This is a genomic window from Chryseobacterium urinae (assembly GCF_030518295.1).
Classification (GTDB): domain Bacteria; phylum Bacteroidota; class Bacteroidia; order Flavobacteriales; family Weeksellaceae; genus Chryseobacterium; species Chryseobacterium mucoviscidosis.
Map to the genome: position 1 here is coordinate 16,110 of NZ_JAULSJ010000036.1, position 21,081 is coordinate 37,190.

General features: G+C 34.9%; 22 protein-coding genes. 15 read left to right on the forward strand and 7 right to left on the reverse strand.

Annotated features, from left to right (window positions below; translation table 11 throughout):
- Positions 1 to 97: 97 nt before the first annotated feature.
- Positions 98 to 1,384, reverse strand: a complete 1,287-nt coding sequence (locus QWT87_RS17890; RefSeq protein WP_076392183.1) for an adenylosuccinate synthase — start codon at positions 1,382 to 1,384, stop codon at positions 98 to 100.
- Positions 1,385 to 1,556: 172 nt separating this feature from the next.
- Here QWT87_RS17890 and QWT87_RS17895 point away from each other — a divergent pair, with 172 nt between their 5' ends.
- A complete protein-coding gene (locus tag QWT87_RS17895) occupies positions 1,557 to 2,636 on the forward strand; it encodes a hypothetical protein (protein ID WP_302717734.1) in 1,080 nt (359 codons plus the stop codon).
- Positions 2,637 to 2,846: 210 nt separating this feature from the next.
- Here the strand turns inward: QWT87_RS17895 and QWT87_RS17900 are convergent, their stop codons facing one another.
- Positions 2,847 to 3,515, reverse strand: a complete 669-nt coding sequence (locus tag QWT87_RS17900; RefSeq protein WP_302717735.1) for a DUF2461 domain-containing protein — start codon at positions 3,513 to 3,515, stop codon at positions 2,847 to 2,849.
- Between the two features lie 358 nt (positions 3,516 to 3,873).
- On the opposite strand from QWT87_RS17900, the gene QWT87_RS17905 reads away from it, so the two are divergent.
- The 10 genes from QWT87_RS17905 (at position 3,874) to QWT87_RS17950 (ending at position 11,888) form a co-directional block, all read left to right on the forward strand.
- Positions 3,874 to 5,568 (forward strand): DEAD/DEAH box helicase, encoded by a 1,695-nt coding sequence (locus QWT87_RS17905; protein ID WP_302717736.1) that lies wholly within the window; start codon positions 3,874 to 3,876, stop codon positions 5,566 to 5,568.
- A gap of 152 nt (positions 5,569 to 5,720) precedes the next feature.
- The gene (locus QWT87_RS17910; protein WP_076392175.1) at positions 5,721 to 6,359 is read left to right on the forward strand and encodes a DUF47 domain-containing protein; all 639 of its coding nucleotides are present in this window, start codon (positions 5,721 to 5,723) and stop codon (positions 6,357 to 6,359) included.
- Positions 6,360 to 6,379: 20 nt separating this feature from the next.
- Positions 6,380 to 7,522: an inorganic phosphate transporter gene (locus QWT87_RS17915; RefSeq protein ID WP_087712448.1), complete on the forward strand. Its 1,143-nt coding sequence runs from the start codon at positions 6,380 to 6,382 to the stop codon at positions 7,520 to 7,522.
- A gap of 107 nt (positions 7,523 to 7,629) precedes the next feature.
- Entirely contained in the window at positions 7,630 to 7,863 is a 234-nt protein-coding gene (locus tag QWT87_RS17920) for a hypothetical protein (protein WP_288460624.1), read from the forward strand.
- Positions 7,848 to 8,144, forward strand: a complete 297-nt coding sequence (locus QWT87_RS17925) for a type II toxin-antitoxin system RelE/ParE family toxin (protein ID WP_087712446.1) — start codon at positions 7,848 to 7,850, stop codon at positions 8,142 to 8,144. Before QWT87_RS17920 ends, QWT87_RS17925 begins: the two co-directional genes overlap by 16 nt.
- A gap of 97 nt (positions 8,145 to 8,241) precedes the next feature.
- Positions 8,242 to 9,213 carry a polyprenyl synthetase family protein gene (locus QWT87_RS17930; RefSeq protein WP_076392171.1) on the forward strand — a complete coding sequence of 324 codons (972 nt, stop codon included), beginning with the start codon at positions 8,242 to 8,244 and terminating at the stop codon, positions 9,211 to 9,213.
- An 85-nt stretch (positions 9,214 to 9,298) separates the two neighbouring features.
- The gene (locus QWT87_RS17935) at positions 9,299 to 10,249 is read left to right on the forward strand and encodes a GSCFA domain-containing protein (protein WP_302717742.1); all 951 of its coding nucleotides are present in this window, start codon (positions 9,299 to 9,301) and stop codon (positions 10,247 to 10,249) included.
- Positions 10,250 to 10,255: 6 nt separating this feature from the next.
- Positions 10,256 to 10,606, forward strand: coding sequence for a hypothetical protein (locus QWT87_RS17940; protein ID WP_302717743.1), 351 nt, complete (start codon positions 10,256 to 10,258; stop codon positions 10,604 to 10,606).
- Positions 10,603 to 11,118 carry a DUF4269 domain-containing protein gene (locus QWT87_RS17945; protein ID WP_302717744.1) on the forward strand — a complete coding sequence of 172 codons (516 nt, stop codon included), beginning with the start codon at positions 10,603 to 10,605 and terminating at the stop codon, positions 11,116 to 11,118. The genes QWT87_RS17940 and QWT87_RS17945 overlap by 4 nt, the downstream gene beginning before the upstream one ends.
- A 2-nt stretch (positions 11,119 to 11,120) precedes the next feature.
- Positions 11,121 to 11,888 carry a TatD family hydrolase gene (locus tag QWT87_RS17950; RefSeq protein ID WP_302717746.1) on the forward strand — a complete coding sequence of 256 codons (768 nt, stop codon included), beginning with the start codon at positions 11,121 to 11,123 and terminating at the stop codon, positions 11,886 to 11,888.
- A gap of 35 nt (positions 11,889 to 11,923) precedes the next feature.
- Here QWT87_RS17950 and QWT87_RS17955 read toward each other — a convergent pair whose 3' ends face one another.
- A complete protein-coding gene (locus QWT87_RS17955) occupies positions 11,924 to 13,231 on the reverse strand; it encodes a DEAD/DEAH box helicase (RefSeq protein ID WP_302717748.1) in 1,308 nt (435 codons plus the stop codon).
- Positions 13,232 to 13,317: 86 nt separating this feature from the next.
- Positions 13,318 to 13,806: a DUF6438 domain-containing protein gene (locus QWT87_RS17960; RefSeq protein WP_302717750.1), complete on the reverse strand. Its 489-nt coding sequence runs from the start codon at positions 13,804 to 13,806 to the stop codon at positions 13,318 to 13,320.
- Between the two features lie 98 nt (positions 13,807 to 13,904).
- On the opposite strand from QWT87_RS17960, the gene QWT87_RS17965 reads away from it, so the two are divergent.
- From QWT87_RS17965 to QWT87_RS17975, 3 genes are all read left to right on the forward strand, one after another.
- The gene (locus QWT87_RS17965; protein ID WP_302717752.1) at positions 13,905 to 14,636 is read left to right on the forward strand and encodes a class I SAM-dependent methyltransferase; all 732 of its coding nucleotides are present in this window, start codon (positions 13,905 to 13,907) and stop codon (positions 14,634 to 14,636) included.
- Between the two features lie 78 nt (positions 14,637 to 14,714).
- On the forward strand, positions 14,715 to 15,854 hold the full coding sequence (locus QWT87_RS17970; protein WP_302717753.1) for an autotransporter outer membrane beta-barrel domain-containing protein: 1,140 nt from the start codon (positions 14,715 to 14,717) through the stop codon (positions 15,852 to 15,854).
- Between the two features lie 22 nt (positions 15,855 to 15,876).
- Entirely contained in the window at positions 15,877 to 17,592 is a 1,716-nt protein-coding gene (locus tag QWT87_RS17975; RefSeq protein WP_302717754.1) for a T9SS type A sorting domain-containing protein, read from the forward strand.
- 65 nt (positions 17,593 to 17,657) lie between these two features.
- Here QWT87_RS17975 and obgE read toward each other — a convergent pair whose 3' ends face one another.
- From obgE to hpt, 3 genes are all read right to left on the reverse strand, one after another.
- The gene (obgE, locus tag QWT87_RS17980; protein ID WP_076392153.1) at positions 17,658 to 18,641 is read right to left on the reverse strand and encodes a GTPase ObgE; all 984 of its coding nucleotides are present in this window, start codon (positions 18,639 to 18,641) and stop codon (positions 17,658 to 17,660) included.
- 80 nt (positions 18,642 to 18,721) lie between these two features.
- A complete protein-coding gene (locus QWT87_RS17985) occupies positions 18,722 to 19,303 on the reverse strand; it encodes an adenylate kinase (RefSeq protein WP_076392151.1) in 582 nt (193 codons plus the stop codon).
- A 138-nt stretch (positions 19,304 to 19,441) separates the two neighbouring features.
- A complete protein-coding gene (hpt, locus tag QWT87_RS17990) occupies positions 19,442 to 19,996 on the reverse strand; it encodes a hypoxanthine phosphoribosyltransferase (RefSeq protein WP_076392149.1) in 555 nt (184 codons plus the stop codon).
- Between the two features lie 287 nt (positions 19,997 to 20,283).
- On the opposite strand from hpt, the gene QWT87_RS17995 reads away from it, so the two are divergent.
- Positions 20,284 to 21,075 (forward strand): FkbM family methyltransferase, encoded by a 792-nt coding sequence (locus QWT87_RS17995; RefSeq protein WP_302717781.1) that lies wholly within the window; start codon positions 20,284 to 20,286, stop codon positions 21,073 to 21,075.
- The last annotated feature ends 6 nt before the right edge of the window (positions 21,076 to 21,081 follow it).

Genomic DNA, 21,081 nt, shown 5'->3' on the forward strand with positions numbered 1-21,081 from the left:
AAAAGAAAGTAGAAATTTAGTTTTTAAGAATTAAAGTATCCAATAAAAAAAGAGACCATCGTTTGATGATCTCTTTCTGTATGTTGAAAAAATATTCTTAGAATAATTCTTTTCTGATGATGTTCTGGCTTCTTTCTGGTCCAACAGACACCAAATAAACGTTGATTCCTAAATATTTTTCGATAAACTCGATGTATTCCTGAGCGGTCTGCGGAAGTTCGTCGTAGCTTCTGGCTTTCGTGATATCTTCATTCCAACCCGGCAAATCCTGATAAATTGGTTCGTAGTTGTATAATTTTTCAGTGGATGAAGTGAAATAATCGATGATTTTTCCGTCTTCGGTTTTGTAATGCGTAACTACTTTCAGATTTTCAATTCCTGTAAGAACGTCTAATTTCGTAATCACTAAATTATTGATTCCGTTGATCATACAAGCGTGCTTCAAAGAAACAAGGTCTAACCAGCCTGTTCTTCTCGGTCTTCCTGTTGTTGCTCCGAATTCTCCTCCGATCTGTCTGATTTTCTCACCCAGTTCGTTATCCAGTTCTGAAGGGAAAGGTCCGTTTCCTACTCTTGTACAGTATGCTTTGGCAACACCAATTAAGTTCTGCAATGAAGTCGGCGGAACTCCCGCTCCCGTACAAACGCCTCCTGTAGATGGAGAAGAAGAAGTTACGTAAGGATACGTTCCGAAGTCGATATCCAACATTAAAGCTTGCGCTCCTTCGAATAGAACATTTTTACCGTCTCTGATCGCTTCGTTCAGTTCAAGTTCTGTATCTACAATTCTGTCCTGAAGCTGTTTTCCGATTTCTAAATATTCGTTGTAAATTTCTTCAACATCCAATGTAGGTTTTCCGAAGTATTTTTCAAAAAGAGAATTCTTGATTTTTAAGTTTTTTTCGATTTTGTCTCTTAAGATCTCAGGATTCAAAAGGTCAATCATTCTGATCCCCACTCTTGCAATTTTATCTTCATAGCAAGGTCCGATCCCTTTTTTCGTTGTCCCGATCTGCGTTCCTCCGTGCTCTTCTTCACGGTACGTATCCAAAAGAATGTGGTAAGGCATGATGACATGCGCTCTTCTGCTGATGAAAATGTGATCTGTCTTCAAGCCTTTGCTTTCGATCTGATTCACCTCCTTAATGAAAGATTTAGGATTTACCACTACTCCGTTCGCAATGATACATTTCCCTTTGCACTGAAGAACTCCCGATGGAAGAAGGTGCAAAACGAATTTCTCTTCACCTACATAAACCGTGTGACCCGCGTTGTCTCCCCCTTGGAAACGTACAACGTAATCTGATTTTGCCGATAAAACATCCGTGATTTTTCCTTTACCTTCATCTCCATACTGAAGACCTACAACTACGTAAGTTGACATATTTTACTTTTATTTTAGATTCATGCAAAATTACTTTTAAAAAATTGGGTGGGCAAATTTGTGGCGGATTTTATTTTTTGGGTGGGTGGAAATAAATTATCGAATGACTAACTGATATAGATTTTGACTATAAATTGCTATATTTATAAAAAACTAAAAAAACCTTAAAGAAATGTTACTTCTGCTACCTTTACTTAACTCTGAAAAATTAGAAATTCATTATTGGTTCAAAGACAATAGCCACACTATTGATGCAATAACATTAAATAAATCTCAGCATGAAATAATTGCTATTCTACAGGAAATTGCAAAAGAGCTTGAAGAGGAAATATTAATAGAAATTGAACCTTATGCAGAAGGAGGTTTTAAGCAAATTTTTAAGGTTTTATCCAAACAAGAAAAAAAGAGCGCCACAATAATTAGTGCTGTAGTTCTCAGTACCATTACAGCAATACTAATAACACCTTTAACAAAAATAGCAGAAAAAACTACCGAACATATAATTGATAAGGCTTTTGAAGATAAAAATAAAGTTATAATAGATAATAAGAAAGATTCTTTAGAATTACGAAAACTAGAGCTACAAAATGAAAACATTGAATTACAAAATAAAAAACTAATTGAACAGCTAAATCAAAATCAAATAGAGGAAGCCAACGCTAAAATAAAAAATGTTAGTACAAGACTTGAAAACAATCTTATTATAAAAAAGCGTCGTTCTAATTTCTACGAACAACTATCTAACTATGACAAAATAGATAAAGTGTCATTTAGAATAGAAGATAAAAATAGCAACTATATTTCAGAAGATTTTATAAAAAGAAAAAATTTCAATCGGTTCATTTTATTCTCAGATATTATTGAACCACAAATTATAAATAATGCTAAAATTGAAATTATTTCTCCTGTTCTTAAAAAAGGATATTACAAATGGACAGGGATATTTAAAAATGAATCCATACCTTTTTCAATGAAATCAGTTGAATTTAAGGAACTAGTTCAAAAAGGCGACGTTGAATTTAAAAATGGCTTCACTATCAGTTGCGAGCTACAGATCAACAAAAAAGTCGATAATGAAGGAATAACTAAAATTACAGGGTATGAAGTTTTAAGAGTCGACAATTATTTTGTAAACGACAAACCTGTTGAAACTAATGAAGGCAAAAAACACCGTAAACTAAAGGAGGCAGAGACACAAATGCTAAAATTATTTAGATATGAAGATGATGATATATTACCTTTTGAATTCTAGGGAATCATTCCGCAAACCTATCACAGTGTAGATTCCTGCGGAATGACACACAAAATGAATTATTAGATTTTGCGAAGTTTCATTGATCGATACAACGCTACAACATATTCAAAACTATGATTCGTAAGAATTTCCACGTTTTGATTTATACAATTTATCGATCCTAACCCTCACAGGTTTTGAAAACCTGTGAGGGTTGAACAAATTCACCTACAAAAAAGGCGTATTCAGAAAATCATTCAAAGGCTTCATCACTTTAAAGATTTTGGAAAGGTTTTTCACGGCATTTTTATCGAAGACCTCTTCATCTTTCAGGTTATAGACTACGATAAAACTTTTCAGTTTGAGATACTCTCCCATCGGATCTTCCTTTTCAAAACCCTGCGGAATCTTTTTCAGCTTATCATCCTGATCAAGTTCCGGAAAATATTTTTTGAATTCTTTATTATTGATGACTTTAAGAAAATCCTCTCCATATAAAGAAATTTCCTTTCTCAACTCCTTTAAAACTGAAGATTCGGGCATATAAATTCCTCCGGCAATAAACGATTTCCCCGGTTCCAGATGAAGATAATATCCGCCTTTCTGACTACCCTTTCCCATTCCCAGTGACGCTCCGAAATTCGTTTTATAAGGGATTTTATCTTTTGAAAATCGTGTATCCCTGTAAATTCTGAACAGAGATTTCTTGGCATCAATTTTTCCCAGTTCCTCATCAAAACCTGCCATTTCTTTAATGAGATCTTCAAGAAAAGCAATCACATTTTCCTGCGATTCCGTGTAAAGGTTTTTATTTTCCGTAAACCATTCGCGGTTATTGTTAACGGTAAGTTGATTAAGAAAATCGAATACTTTTGGAGAAATTGTTGCGGACATCATTCTGTAAAGTTTTTTATTTTAAATTGTAAAACTGATAAATTGTAATGATTCAAATGTACAAAAACCGAAGTATTTTTAATTATACTTTTTCTAGATAAATAATGAAATAAAGAATTTAAATGGATCTGAAAGTTTAAAATTTTTGAAAATTCATAAATTACAGAGAAAAAATAAAACGCATCTAATAAAAAAAAACAATGGTTAACATCTTTATAATTTGCACCCTGTTTTTTTGCATTTAATTTTCAAAATAAAAGTAAAAGATTAAAGGATTCTGAATTTAAGTTTGATTATTTAAAAATAATTCAAAAACAAATCAAATATTTATTGTATATTTGCAGAAATTTTATAATATTTAATGAATTTATTTACGGAGACCAATTTAAGTCCTGATATTCTTAAGGCAATTGGCGAACTGGGTTACGAAAGCCCGACAGAAATCCAAAAACAGACTATCCCTTTTATTCTTTCAGATATTCGCGACTTGATCGCACTTGCGCAGACGGGGACAGGCAAAACAGCAGCGTTTTCGCTTCCGATTTTGGATATGATTGACGAAACGAGTCGCAAAATCCAACTTTTGGTGCTTTGTCCGACGCGGGAATTATGTCTTCAGATTGCTAAAGACATAAAAAATTATTCTAAGTACATGGCGAACATCAAAACTACTGCAGTTTATGGTGGAAGCAGCATTATGGAACAAATGAGATCTCTGAAGGATAAACCGCAGATTATTGTGGGAACTCCGGGAAGAGTAATCGATTTGATTAACAGAAAGGCTTTAGACTTTTCTGCCATTCATTGGTTGGTTTTGGATGAAGCAGACGAAATGCTTTCCATGGGTTTCAAAGACGAATTGGAAACCATTTTAAGCGAAACACCCGAAACAAAACAGACTTTCCTTTTCTCGGCAACGATGAACAAGGAAGTGGAAAGAATTTCCAAAAACTATCTTACGAAGCCGCACAGAATTTCTGTAGGTTCTATTAACGAAGTTAAAAAGAACATCAAGCATGAATATTATGTGGCAGGATACCGTCAGAAAAAAGAAGCTTTAAAGAGATTAATTGATTCCAACCCGAATCAGTACTCCATTATTTTCTGCAGAACAAGAATGGAAACTCAGGAAGTTGCCGATTTCTTAATGCAGAACGGTTATGCAGCAGATGCACTTCACGGAGACCTTTCTCAGGCGCAGAGAGATACGGTAATGAAGAAGTTCAGACTGAAAAATATTGATATTCTTGTAGCAACAGACGTTGCAGCTAGAGGTCTGGATGTAAATTCTCTTACCCACGTTATCCACTATTCTTTACCGGATGATCCTGAAGTATTCGTACACAGAAGCGGAAGAACAGGAAGAGCAGGAAAAGACGGAATTTCAATGTCTTTAATTAAGCCTGAAGAAAGCAGAAAATTAAAGCAGATCAAATCGGCTACGAAAATTGAAATCACGGAAGGTAAAATTCCTACCGGTGACGATATTATCAAAGCTCAGGTAGGCGGAGTTTTCGAAAGTCTTTTCGAAATTCACGAAGATTTCTTTGAGTTTGACGATTCTCTGATCCCTGATTTATCAGCATTCACCAAAGAAGAACTGGCGCACAAACTTCTTCAGTTCCAACTGAAAGATCTTGCAATGTACTACAAAGACAGACATGATCTTGTGGAGCAGAAACTAAGCAGCAGAGATGACGACAGAGGTTCAAGAAGAGATCGTGACAGAGGAAGAGACCGCGACAGAGGGGAACGTGGAGAAAGAAGCGACAGAAGAGAACGTGGTGCAAAACCAAGAAGAAAGAACGAAAATATGGTTCGATTTTTCTTCAACCTTGGTAAAAAAGACCAGTTGAAAAAACTTGACGTTTTAGACATCATCAACAAAGCGACATCTTCAGGAAAAAGCAAAAAAAGAGCCGAGATCGGAGACATCGAAATTCTAGAGAAATTCTCTTTCTTCGAGGTTGAAAAATCTTTCAAAGGAGATCTTTTAAGCAATATTTCTACAATGAAATTCAGAGGTAAGGAAATGAGAGCTGAAGAGGCTAATTAATCTTACTGAAAATATACCCAAAACCGGCTGTAAAGTCGGTTTTTTTATTTGATAATCAGGCGTTCATCCAATGTTAACAAAACTTAACGTTATACTCTTTCAGGTAAGGTGGTTTTTTAAGAAATTTGCACTCGAATTATAAAAACTTTACAATGGGAATTGGTAATATTTTCCACGCTTTTCAACCGAAAGATAAAATCTTCTTTGTGCTTTTCGAAAAAGTAACAGAAAACCTTGTAGCAATGTCTGAGGAATTCAACCACGGAATCAAAGATTTCGATCTGAACGACGATTCTATGTTGAAAAAGATGAGCGATTACGAACACAAAAATGATGAGCTTACTCACGAGATCTTCGTAGAACTGGGGAAAAACTTCATCACTCCTTTCGACAGGGAAGATATCCACACTCTAGCAACAGGATTAGACGATATCGCAGATTACATCTACGCTTCCACAAAATATATTTTCCTTTACAAATCGCCGGAAATGAAGGCATACTCCGACTTCTCATTACTGATTCACAAAGCTTGTCTTGAGATCCAGAATGCGATGAAAAACCTGAAAGGATTCAAAAATATGGAACAGGTAAAAGAAGCTTGTATCAAAGTAAACTCTATCGAAAACATTGCAGACGATTTGTTATCCAATTCTATGGTAGAATTATTCGAAACAAATGACGCGATCAACATTATCAAAGTTTCATCTGTACTTAATTATCTTGAAGTTGTAACCGACAAAGCAGAAGATGTTGCCAACACGATTGAAAACATCATGATTAAATACGCTTAATTAATAATTATAATTAAACAATGGAATTTCCGATTTTACTTATAGTTATTATTGCATTGGCTTTAATATTCGATTACATCAATGGTTTTCATGATGCAGCCAACTCAATTGCGACTATTGTTTCTACAAAAGTTTTAACTCCGTTCCAGGCAGTTCTTTGGGCAGCACTCTGGAATTTTGCAGCTTTCTTCATCGCTGCTTACATCATCGGAGAATTTAAAATTGGTAATACAATTGCCAAAACAGTTAATGAGAATTTTATCACCCTCGAAGTTATCTTTTCAGGTCTTGTTGCGGCAATCGCATGGAACCTTTTAACGTGGTGGTTTGGTATTCCCTCCTCCTCTTCACACACACTGATCGGAGGATTTTTAGGAGCCGCTTTAATGCACGCTTTTATGATGGATTACCACAACGTTGCAGCAGCACAGCCGGAATTGGGAACTTGGGAAACCGTAAAAGCAGCAGCTTCGCAGGTAACACACCAGAGCGTTGTGAAATTTGATAAGGTAATCCCTATTTTCCTTTTCATTTTCATGGCACCGATTATCGGGATGATTATCTCAATTATCATTACTTTAATTATTGTTCACCTTTATAAAAGATCAAACCCGCACAAAGCAGACCAGTCTTTCAAAAAACTGCAGCTTGCTTCTTCGGCGCTTTTCAGTTTAGGACATGGTCTTAATGATGCGCAGAAGGTAATGGGAATCATTGGTGCGGCATTAATTTACTATCACGTTGAAATGCTTCACGATCCGATTTATTTAAATCTTGAATCAGCAGCACGTTTCGATTACTTTGCACAGCATTACATCTGGGTTCCTCTGGTTTCGTTTATCGCGATCGCTTTAGGTACAATGAGCGGTGGATGGAAGATCATCAAAACCATGGGTACAAAAATTACAAAAGTAACTTCTCTGGAAGGAGTAAGTGCTGAAACAGCAGGTGCTATTACGTTATTCATTACAGATCACTTCGGGATTCCTGTTTCTACCACACATACGATTACAGGTTCCATCATCGGGGTTGGTCTTACGAAAAGAGTTTCTGCCGTAAGATGGGGAATCACCGTAAGTCTTCTTTGGGCATGGGTTCTTACCATTCCGATCTCTGCAATTGTTGCCGGAATTACTTACCTTGCAGTAACGGCATTATCTTAAACAACTGAGATTACTCAAAATAATAAAACTTTGCTCATTCGGGCAAAGTTTTTTGTTTTTTAAAGTTCAAAATTTTTATTAATTTTATATAGATTAAGTTATAAGCTATGAGCACTGCAGAATTACAGATAGACCTGATTAATCAGATCACAGGTATTACCAACAAAGCAAGATTAAAAGAACTATTGCAGCTTCTTGAATTTCAAAACGATGAAGAAATCTACATAACCAATGAAGAAGAAAAAAAAGCAGTTTCGGAAGCAAGAACAGAAATAAAAGAAGGAAGTATTTTATCTGATGAAGATTTTCAGAAAGAAATCAATGCATGGCTAAACAAATAATCTGGACAAAAAGAGCCAGCAATGAATGGCTTGATATCCTTCAGTATTGGATTAACAGGAACAAATCCAACTCATTCAGTATAAAGCTTAATAATTTAATCAAAAATAATTTAGAATTACTTTCTGAATTTCCGGATATCGGAAGAAAGACAGATATACCAAACGTTTCCGTAAAGATTGTTCATAAATACCTTCTTTATTACGAATGTGTAGATCATAAAATTTATATTCTCACCATTCGACATGGAAGTAAAAATCCGGATACAGTTCAATTAAAATAATTTTTGACCTAATAATAAATCTTCACTCTTAAAACGGTGAGGATTTTGTTTTATAAAGCCCTGAAAAATTGTATTTTTGTTCAAACTATTAGAATTTATGGAATTTTTAGACAGATATCAGCAGATCGTTGCCGATGCTATTACCAAATATACTTTCAAAGATAAGCCAACAGAACTTTACGAACCCATGAACTACATTATTTCGCACGGAGGAAAGCGTCTTCGTCCGATCATGGTTCTAATGGCCTGCGATTTGTTTGGAGGTGATCTTAAAGAAGCTATAAAGCCGGCTCTGGCAATTGAATTTTTCCATAATTTCACGCTGATCCATGATGACATTATGGATGAAGCACCATTAAGAAGAAACAAACCAACCATTCATACCTTACACGGAATTAACGTTGGAATTCTTTCAGGAGACGGACTGATGCTGAAAGCCTATAAATTTTTCGAAGATCTTGAGCCTGAGATTTTCAAAGCGTGCATCAGGATTTTTACCCATACAGGACTGCTTTTATGCGAAGGACAGCAATATGACATCAATTTCGAAACTCAGGAAAATGTAACGTTTGACGATTACATCAGAATGATTACCTACAAAACCGGAGTTTTAAGCGCTTCTTCCTTTGAAATCGGAGCATTGATTGCTAAAGCAAACTTCAAGGATGCAAAAGCCATTTTTAACTTCGGAAAGCATATCGGAATTGCTTTCCAGATCATGGACGATTATCTGGATGTTTTCGGAGATCAGGCACAGTTCGGTAAAAAACACGCCGGAGATATTTACGAAAACAAAAAAACCGTTCTTTACCTGATGGCGAGAGAACACGCTACAGAAGAAGAAAGAAAAGAGCTGGATTACTGGTACTCTAAAAAGACCGATAATATCGATAAAGTTTATGGTGTAGAAAAGATTTTCAGAAGAACAAAAGTAGACGAAAAAGCATTGCGTCTTATTGAAAAACATAACGAAATCGGACAAAGCTATCTTCAGAAAATCGATATTCCGGAAGAAAAGAAAAAGCCGTTTGCAGAGCTTGCCAATTATTTATTGAGAAGAGAATCATAATTTGATAATAAGTCAATTTGAAAATGAGTAAGCATAAACCTTAAATTTTCAAATTGACACATTCTCAAATTTTCAAATTGATTAAATGAAGTTCAGAACCGAAGTTGATATTAAAGAATCGCAAAAGAAGATTGAAGTTGAAGATAGAATATTTTCGATCGGCTCCTGTTTTGCCTCTGAAATGTCGGATCTTTTTCAGCAGGGACAATTGCAGACTATCAACAATCCTTTTGGAACCATTTTTAATCCTTTTTCAATCAACAATGCGGTCAAAAGACTTCATGATGCCGAATTTTATCATGAAGAAGAACTGATTACCTTTAACGATGAATTTATTTCCCTGGATCATCACACAAGTTTTGATACAAGGTATGTTCATCAGACGTTACAGAAAATAAATTCCGGTCTTGAGGAGGGAAATTCTTTTCTCCAAAAATCCAACTGGGTGATTATAACTTACGGAAGTTCATTTATTTACGAATTTACGCCTAAAAACAAGCTCGTCGCTAATTGTCATAAAATTCCTCAGAAATTCTTTGAAAAAAGACTTCTGACCTTTCAGGAACTTACAGATTCTGTGTACAATACAATTTTAAACCTCAAAGACATCTGTCCGGACGATGTTCAGATCTTATTTACTGTTTCTCCGGTTCGCCATACAAAAGACGGAATGATTGAAAATCAGCTGAGTAAATCTAAACTGATCACGGCAATTCATGAGATGATTGATGAACTGGATTACTGTCATTATCTTCCGGTTTATGAAATCTTGATGGACGATCTCCGCGATTACCGTTTTTACAAAGAAGATATGATTCATCCTAACAATCAGGCAATTAATTACATTTTCGAAAAATTCGGAAATGCATATTTTTCGGATGAGACAAAAGATTTTATTAAAGAAAATTTTAAAATCTACAAAGCGTTGGAGCATAAAACCAACGACGAAAAAGATCCGAAATACATCGAATTTAAAGAGAAATTAAACCTAAAAATTGAAGCTCAGCGAAAAAAAGTAAAGCATAAAATATTTTAAAAACTAATGGCTATTATTAAAAACACAGAAGGATTATCAACCGATCAATTAAATGATGAATTACAGAAAGGTGCTAAATTCGTAGTTTTTTCATATACAATTTCAATTATTTTCCTATCATCAAAAAGACCAAGTGATATTTATTTTATAAAATCTGATGAGTCTTCCTCAAAATACAGTTGGAAATATTCGCTGTTGACTTTATTTTTTGGGTGGTGGGGAATTCCTTTCGGACCTATTTTCAGTATTGCCTCTTTTTACAGAAACTTTACGGGAGGAAAAGACATCACAAATGAAGTTTTACATCAGATAAACACCCATCATGTTGAGTCTCCAAATTCAATAGAATCAAAATGATTGATTTCACAAAGATCGACTATCTGAAGAACGGAAATGAAAGGCAAAAAAGAGCTTATGAAGTTTTGATGAAACATCAGATTTTTGAAAAGCTGAAGGACTATTCTCCCATTTTGGCAGGAACTATTCCCATAGAAATTGATATTGAAGATAGTGATCTGGATATCATCTGCGAAGCAAAAAATTTTACTGAATTTGAGAAAGCTCTTTTTGAAATATTTTCTGAATTTGATTTAAAAATTGAAAAAATTACGGTAAATAATGAACAAGCCACTGTTTTAAATTTCGAACTAGAAGAATTTCCTGTTGAAATTTTCGGACAAAACAAACCTGCAACCGAACAGAATGCTTACCGACACATGATCGCTGAATACAAAATATTACAGGAAAAAGGTGAAGATTTTAAGCAGAAAATAATAAAATTAAAAAAACAGGGCATCAAAACGGAACCAGCTTTCGGTATCTTGCTGAATTTGGTAAAACCTTACGAAGACCTGTTAAAAATGATATAAAAATGATTGACACACATACACATTTATACGCAGAAGAATTTGATGAAGACAGAAAAGAAGCCATTCAGAGAGCTTTAGATAAGGGAATTACAGAATTTTATCTCCCGGCAATCGATTCGGAATCTCATGAAAAAATGCTAAAACTGGAAGCAGAATATCCGAAACATATCTTTTCGATGATGGGATTGCATCCCTGTTACGTAAAACCGGAATCTTGGGAAAAAGAACTCGAAATCGTTAAGAATTATCTCGATCAAAGGTCTTTTCCTGCCATAGGAGAAATCGGGATCGATCTGTACTGGGATAAAACCACCCTTGATATTCAGGTGAAAGCATTTGAACAGCAAATCGACTGGGCAATTGAAAAAGATCTTCCTATCGTAATCCACACCAGAGAAAGCTTTGATGAAACTTTTGAAGTTCTGGAAAGAAAAAAGCATCCGAAACTGAGAGGGATCTTTCATTGTTTTTCAGGGAATTTAGAACAGGCAAAACGGGCAATTGACCTGAATTTCATTTTAGGGATCGGAGGTGTTGTAACCTTCAAAAATGGTAAAATAGATCAGTTTCTGAATGAAATCCCTTTGGATAAAATCGTTCTGGAAACAGATTCTCCTTATCTCGCTCCGGTTCCTTACAGAGGAAAACGAAATGAAAGCTCCTATCTTGATCTGGTTGCCGGAAAACTGGTTGATCTCTATAAAACAGACTTTTCTGAGATTGACAGAATTACTACTGAGAATGCGAAGAAGATATTCGTTCAGATTTAAAAATAAAAGCCTTCCGGATTTGGAAGGCTTTCGCATTATTTCTTTCTAGTGAAATTTTTATTCTTAGGCTTTTTAAAACCAACCGATGCCGCTCCGTTATCCGGCTTTGCCTTATTTCGGCTGAATTTTGAAGAATTTCCTCTTGCCTGTTTAGGTTTTTCCGCTCCTGCAGGAACTGGCTTGTTGTTCGAATCTCTTTTCTGAGCAACCAGATCGTCTGTATGAAACGGATGATTTTTTACCACAGGAATTTTCATTCCGATCAGTTTCTCCGTATTGCGCAAATTCAGAAGATCCAGACCGTCTACAAATGAAATAGACGTTCCTTCCGCTCCTGCTCTACCCGTTCTTCCGATTCTGTGAACATACGTTTCGGAAACATCAGACAACTCAAAATTAACAACGTATTTAAGCTCATCAATATCAATTCCTCTCGCTGCAATGTCTGTCGCAACCAGAACCCTTGTTTTTCCGGATTTAAAATTGTTTAAAGCATTCTGACGCGCATTCTGGGATTTATTCCCGTGGATAGCCTCGGTTGTAATATTATCTTTCTGAAGTTTTCTCGCAATTTTATCCGCACCGTGCTTCGTCCTTGCAAAAACCAAGACAGAATCTGAAATGTCATTCTTTAAAATGTGCGTTAAAAGATTCAGTTTGTTATCTTTTTCTACAAAGTACACCGACTGTTTGATGGTTTCTGCGGTAGATGAAACCGGAGTTACCTCTACCTTTACCGGATTATTAAGAATAGAATCTGCCAGTTTCTGTATTTCTGAAGGCATGGTTGCAGAGAAAAACAAAGTCTGTCTTTTCTGAGGCAAAAGTTTAATAATTCTTTTCACATCGTGCACAAAACCCATATCCAGCATTCTGTCGGCTTCATCCAGTACAAAAATTTCAAGATTTTTTAAGCTGATGATTCCCTGAGCAATAAAATCCAGAAGTCTTCCCGGTGTCGCAACCAGAATATCAACTCCTTTTTTCAGCGCGGCTTCCTGATTTCCCTGCTTTACACCTCCAAAAATTACGAGATGCTTTAATGGTAAATATTTTCCGTACGCCTGAATATTTTCTTCAATCTGAATCGCCAGTTCTCTGGTAGGCGTTAAAATCAAAGCTTTAATATTTCTGTTGGGGAATTTGTTCTGAGCAAGATTCTGAAGGATAGGAATGGCAAAAGCTGCCGTTTTTCCTGTTCCTGTCTGAGCGCAACCCAAAAAATCTTTACCTTTTATAATTTCCGGAATGGATTTTTCCTGAATAGGAGTCGGGTTGGTATATCCTTGTTCCTGAATTGCTTTTGCAATAGGATCAATTAAATGTAAGTCTGTAAAATTCAAATAAATTGTATTTAATAATTAAAACAAAATTCCTTCAAAATGAAGGAATTATATTTTGCAAAGGTAGCTTAAATATTTTTAATATATTAATCGACTTTTGTCCACTGCTGACTGAATCTTAAGTCACCAAAAAATTTATACAGTTGTTCAAGCTTTTCGGTTCCTCTTTTCCCGTAATCTTCAACATATTTTGAGGTTCCGTCGGCAAAATTAATTCTTAAATGGGAAGTTGGGAGATCCGTAATATTTCTTTCACCATATTTTTCATTCAGTTTTTTCACCTCCAAACCGTCCAGTAAAGCAATCAGTTTATTATAGTCTTCCTGCTTTATTGTTCCTTTGAAAGTTCCTTCACGGGGTTTATTGAAATCTCCTTTAGAAAATCCGTTCGTAAAATTAAAATGTTCTGCCTCAAACACCGCTGTTCTGTCAGGATTAACGGTTATTTTAAAAATAGGACAAGATCCGAAACAGGCTCCCGCTTCATATTCGATTTTTGAATATTTAGAACTGTTTTTCTGCGACGTACAAGAGAACAGAAAAATAAAAGCAAAAAGACTGAATATATATTTCATAGCTTACATTTGGGTGATTTCCGTCAATAATTGTTCCAAAAGTAAAAAGCTATTCAAATAAATTTTTGTTATTTTGAAAACTATAATTTTATCCTGACATGTATAATTTCCTCAAATCAATTATTAAAAGTTTTATTCCTCAAAATATTCTTGTAAAAAATGAAGAAAATTTCAGAAAAATCTTAAAACCTTTCTATAAAGGCGAAAACCACCAGTGTAATGTATGTGAAACCAAGCTTAAAAATTTTGCAAAACTTAATAATGGAGATCTTATATGCCCTGTTTGTGGAAGTATTTCAAGAACCAGAAGACTTTATAAGCTTTTAAATGAGGAATTTATTGTTCCTAATATTGCTATATTAGATTTTTCACCTTTCAGAATACTATACAGAAAATGGAAAAAGAAAAACAATATACAATATTTTGCCACTGATTTCGGAACCGATTTTATTGCTGACTATCGCTACGATATTACTGCAATTACCTGTAAAGACGAAACCTTTGATCTCATTATCTGTTATCACATCTTAGAACATATTGTAGATGATAAAAAAGCAATGAGTGAACTCTACCGGGTTTTGAAGAAAAATGGAACAGTCTTAATTCAGACACCATTTAAAGAGGGAGAAATTTATGAAGATTATTCTATCGTTACGGAGAAAGAGAGATTAAAACATTTCGGGCAGGAGGATCATGTGAGGATTTATTCTGTTGAAGGATTAAAAGAGAGATTGCAAGACTCCGGTTTTTTCGTAGATGTCAAAATTTTTGAGAAAGATAATTATTACGGATTTTCACAGGGAGAGAAAATACTAATTTGCAAAAAGTAAAAACTTAGAGCAATTTGACAAAAAATTAATAATTTAAATCAAGATTCATATTTTTTATTAAATTCTAAAAATTTAACCATGAAAAAAACAATCATTCTACTTTCTGCTGTATTAAGTTTTACAGCAAACGCTCAATGGAGTTTAACTGGGAATTCAGGAACTAATCCTTCAAATAACTTTATTGGAACTACAGACAATACTTCTTTGGTTTTTAAAACTAATAATCTGGAAAAACTGAGAATTAATCCTGATGGCAGATTCGTCTTCTTAAATCTTTCTTCGACTGGTCAGATCTGGGACAAAAATTTATTTTTCGGGGGTGGTGTAAATAATGCTACAAGTATTCTTAATACAGTTTTTGGAATTGGGGCTTTTACTCAAAATACGACTGGTGGTGGAAATACTGCCATTGGAAGTAATGCAATGTCTATATTATCAAATGGAAATTCCAACACAGCGGTTGGTTCAGGAGCTATGAATAATAGTCAATCCGGCTCAGACAATGTTGCAATAGGAACAAATGCTTTGGAATCCTTTATTTCCAGTTCCGGAAATACTGCTATTGGTTCTCATGCAATGGCTTATGGATCAACTGGAACTAATAATACCGCTATAGGTGTAAGTGGTTTAAGATATCTTAAAAGTGGTACCGCCAATGTATCAGTAGGCAGCGAATCGTTTAGATCATTAGACAATGGCTCCAATAACATCAATCTAGGCTACTCTAATGCAAGAAATATTTTATCAGGAAACAACAATATATTTATAGGAACCAATATTGTGCCCTACAACGCAACGTCGCCAAACAATGAGTTAAATATAGGCAATTGGATTGTTGGAAATAACGGGACAATCGGAATTGGACAGTTTACGAATCAACTACCTGCAGATGGAATTACTGCCGATGGCGAGAAATACAAACTTTTTGTAAAAGATGGGATTAGAACAGAAAAAGTAAAAGTAGATATCGCCGCAAACAACGGATGGGCAGATTACGTATTTGAAAAAGATTACAAATTAATGCCATTAAATAGTGTTGAAAAATTTATCAAAGAAAACGGACATCTTCCTGAAGTTCCTACAACTGAGGAAGCTATTAAAAATGGTATTGAACTTAAGGAAATGAATATTCTACTTCTGAAAAAGATTGAAGAACTTACGCTTTATACCATAGAGCAGCAGAAAAGAATTGAAGCACTTGAGAAAAAAGTAAAATAATTAATTATATAAAATTAAGAACATGAAAAAGTTTTATATAACAATTATAATGGCTTTATTCCCGATACTGATGTTTTCACAGGGAGAAAATGATAACTGGTATTTTGGGAATTATGCCGCAATTAATTTTTCCTCTCCGTCACCAATAGTACTTACCAACAGCCAAATGACTACAAATGGAGCCTCCGCTTCTGTAAGTGACAGTAATGGGAAATTACTATTTTACACTAACGGAATTTCCGTATGGACCAGAGAGCATACTATAATGCCAAATGGAGGTAACATAATGCAGGAAACTCCTATGCAAATAGCAATTGTGAAACATCCTTCCAATCCTAATCTATACTATATTTTCAGTGGTGGGGTGGTCTCATCATCAAACACCTTTGTAGCGAGATATTCGGTTGTAGATATGTCTTTAGGAAATCTTGGACTTGATGGTTTTTCTCTTGGTGATGTTGTACAAAGCCTTACAAATATTTCTATTTTAGATGAATTTGGAAATGATTTTACAACAGCAAAAGGAGTTACTATTGTTCCACAAATAAATAATGCTTCTTTTTGGGTATTAATTCCTACAATGACAAAATTATATAGTTATCCCTTAAAAAATACAGGCTTTGTAAATAATCCGGTAACCAGTAGTCTAAATATTGAAAATGTTTATCCTTCTCCTTTTCAGCATTATGCCTATATCAAGGCTTCTCCAAAATTAAGATCATTGTGTAAAAGTTTTTCACATTATCTGAGCTTTAGCTCTGAAGATTTTGTAAACTCTTATAATGAAGGTAGAGTATACTCTTTTGATGACAGTACAGGACAAATAACAAATGCATATGAACTAACAATTGCCAGTCTTACTCCCATCTTGACGGAATTCAACAAAGATGGTTCTATTTTATATGTAGGAACACACCTCTCGACTGATATATATGCTGTTAATATGTTGGCGTCTACAAATAACAATATTATATACAATAGCATAGCAAACACCATTACCGGAAGTGTAGATTTTCAAGGAATTCAAAGAAATAAATACGGTGATATTTATTTCAAATATGCCTATATTCAAAATACCTACATTGGTAAAATTAATAATCCTGATGTTTTTGGCGGAGCCAGTTTAGATTTGTACAATCTAAATATAGCTCCCGGCTATTCCAGTACAAATCCTAATTTGTTTCCTCAATTAGTTCCTACTCTTAATACCAACAATACAAGTAATAATTGTGTACCCAATATTATAAGAGATTCTCAGGAAACAAATAATATCCATACCTATAATGCGAGTAATACTATTATTACAAATACAGCCTATGTTATAGATGCAGGAAAAAATATTACAATGAAAGCAGGAGAAAGTATTACATTGCTACCCAATACTTACATTAAAAACGGTGCTAAATATTTGGCCAAAATTGAAGGATGCGGAGAACCTTGTGAAGGAGAAATTGAAGGCAAAAAGCAAAATATGAAATTATTTATGGATTTAAGAAAGAAACTACCTGATGTACATGGAATTGATATTAATTTATATCCTAATCCCGCCTCTGATTTTTTAACGATTCAATCCACTTTGAAAGTTGAAAATGTAAATGTTTATGATATTTCGGGGAAGAAAATTAATACCGTATTGAATGGAAATACAATTGATATTAAACATATTCCTTCGGGATCGTATCTCATTACGATCGAAACTAAAGAAGGGAAAACAACGAAAAAGTTTATAAAAAAATAATTACGAACACTAAAAAAGGAGAAACAAAGCGTTTCTCCTTTTTTATTTTTAGTATCGGTTAAATCCTATCCATGCAACTTCTTCCAGATCACATCCTTCAGCTCCATGAGACCTTCTCCGGTAACACCTGAGAAAAATAAAGGCTGTCTGTTTTCGGGAAATTCTGCGGAAATTTCTTTCCTCAGCTCTTCATCCAGAAGATCGGACTTTGAAATAGAGATAATAAAATCTTTATCCAGCAATTCAGGGTTGTATTCCTTTAATTCATTTTCCAAAATCTTAAATTCCTGAAAATGATCTTCAGAATCTGCAGGAATTAAAAACAAGAGGATGGAATTCCTTTCAATATGTCTTAAAAAACGGTGTCCTAAACCTTTTCCTTCAGCCGCTCCTTCAATAATCCCCGGAATATCTGCCATTACAAAAGATTTATAATTTCTGTAATCCACAATTCCTAAATTAGGGGTTAAAGTGGTAAAAGCATAATCTGCAATTTTAGGTTTAGCCGCAGAAACGGAGGATAACAACGTAGATTTTCCTGCGTTCGGAAATCCTACAAGACCTACATCCGCAAGAATTTTAAGCTCGAAAACAACGTATCCTTCCTGTCCGTCCATTCCTGGCTGCGCAAATCTCGGAGTTTGGTTGGTAGAAGATTTGAAGTGCTCATTTCCTTTTCCTCCCATTCCTCCTTCCATCAGGATTATTTCCTGACCGTCTTCCAGAATTTCACCGATGATCTCGCCATCTTCATTTTTAGCAATCGTTCCGATAGGAACTTCAATATAAACATCGGCTCCGTAAGCTCCTGTTAACTGATTCTTTCCTCCGTTTTCACCACGCTCCGCTTTTACGTGTCGCGTGTAACGCAAAGGAAGTAAAGTCCATTCGTTGGCATTTCCCTTCATGATGACGTGGCCTCCTCTACCTCCGTCTCCTCCATCCGGACCGCCCTTAGGAATATATTTTTCACGGCGGAGATGCGCAGAACCTGCTCCTCCATGACCGCTTTTACAATGAATCTTTACGTAATCTACAAAATTTGACATAATTTTAATTCAAGGTTTTATGTTGAAGGTTCAAAGTTTTAACCTTGAATTTGGAACTTTGAACCTTGAATCAAAAATTTTTACTTTTGAAACTTCTCTACTTCAGCGAAAAGTTTTTCAGAGATTTCATTAATGTCTCCGACACCGTTGATCTCAACATATTTGCCCTGCTGCTTGTACAGCTCGGCTACTTCTGCTGTTTTTGCGTAGTACTCTTTTATTCTGTTTTGGATGATCTCTACATTGCTGTCGTCTGATCTTCCACTGATTTCTCCTCTTTTCAGCAATCGGTCTACCAAAATTGAATCTTCAACCACCAAAGAAAGGCATACATCAATTTCATCATTCAGTTCTTCTTTCACTATTTTTTCCAATGCTTCCGTCTGAACAGCCGTTCTCGGATAACCGTCGAAAATAAATCCTGCTGCATCGGTTGGTTTTCTGATCTCATCGATCAGCATATCTGTTGTTACCTGATCCGGAACCAATTCTCCCTTATCAATGTAAGATTTTGCCAATTTTCCAAGCTCGGTATCATTTTTCATGTTGAATCTGAAAAGATCACCTGTTGAGATTTGTTTTAAATTGAATTTCTCGATCAGGTTTTGTGCTTGTGTTCCTTTTCCACTTCCTGGAGGACCGAACAGAACGATGTTTATCATAATGTTGTTTTGCTTCCGGCAATCGGCACTGCTTTTTTTGGCCTGCTTCCTGCTTTTAGCTGTTTTTAAGTTATTATTAAATTTATTTCTTTATTTTACTTTTAAGCTAAAAGCTATCAGCTAATAGCCAACAGCGTTTTAATGATTGATTTGTCCGTCTTCTAACTGGTACAAATTGGGTAAGTTTCTTCCTAATTCATCATAATCCAGACCGTATCCTAAAACAAATTTGTTTGGAATTTCTTTCCCGATATAATCCAGCTTAAAATCCTTCTTATATACTTCAGGTTTCAGTAAGAATGAAGCTATTTTTACAGATTTAGGACGCTGCGTCTCGTTAAAATACTTGAAAAGACTTTCTACGGTATTTCCGGTATCTACAATATCTTCTACCAGAATGATGTGACGGTCTTTTACATCCTTCGTCAGTTCCATTTTCTGGTAAACAATTCCTGTAGATTCTGTTCCCACGTAAGAACTCATCTGGATGAAAGCAATTTCGCATGGTCCCGGATAATGCTTCAAAAGGTCTGAGAAGAACATAATCACCCCATTCAAAACACCTATAAAAACAGGAACTTCATCTTTATAATCTTCATAAATCTTTAAAGCCGTAGCTTTTACAATCTCCTGAATCTCGGCATCCTCCAGATAAGGAACAAAAGTTTTGTCGTGAACTTTAATACTCTCCATAAAAAATTTTAGTAGTTGGCAAAGTTACGGATTTTTGACGAAAGTTTTTAATGGATAAAGATGAAGAGTTTTTAAAATCATTGAGCTTTATATTTTCAATGCCTTATTACAGAATGCCTTAGAAACATTTGAAATCATCCTGCCGAAAGACAAAAGAATTCACTTAAAATTAAAACTAAATTTTAAAATTACCCAAGATGTTAAAAATCAAATATTTACAATCGTATTATTTTAACATTGTTTTAACCTTTTTTCTTATATTTGCTGATTAGTCCAAAAACCTTACAATGTCTCTGTACCAAAGAATTGCTGAGAAGCTGCAATATATAAGCCCGAATTTTTATAAAAAAAGATATTTTAAAACCTTAAACAATCTTACCAAAGATAATTTTTCGTCGCGAAATGTAGAACCGGAATTGGTTTGGATTAAAGAATTCTTACCTAAAAATGCAGTAATCTTTGATATCGGAGCCAATGTAGGAAGCTTCCTTTATCAGCTTGAAAATAAGCTGGATCATGAGAACATTTATGCTTTTGAGCCCAATAAAAAACTGTATCATCGTCTGAAAAGGTTATTTCCGGCAATGCGGATTTTTCCTTTGGCACTGTCTGACGAAAATACAACGGCTGAATTTAAAGTTCCGATCATCAACGGAAAAATCGTTGCTTCAAGAGGAACCCTGAATACAGATTACAAGGAAAAAGGCGAAGAACAGAGCTACACCGAAAGAGTAAAAGTAATAAAACTCGACGAATGGGCGGCAATTGAACATTTCAGCAGACTCGATTTTATTAAAATTGATGTGGAAGGCAATGAAATGAAAACACTTCACGGTGCGAAGCAGATTATTAAACAGTTTTCACCCACGTTAATGGTGGAAATGGAACAGAGACACCACCAGACTCCGATTTGGGATGAAATTTCAGAAGTTGAATCGTGGGGTTATGATGCAAACTATCTGAACAGGCATACTTTTGAGCTTAAAAAATTAACGGAAGAAATTCTTTTAAAAAACATCAGCGACGAAAAAAATAAAACAGAATACATCAACAACATTATTTTTATTCCGAAAAACTAATAAAAG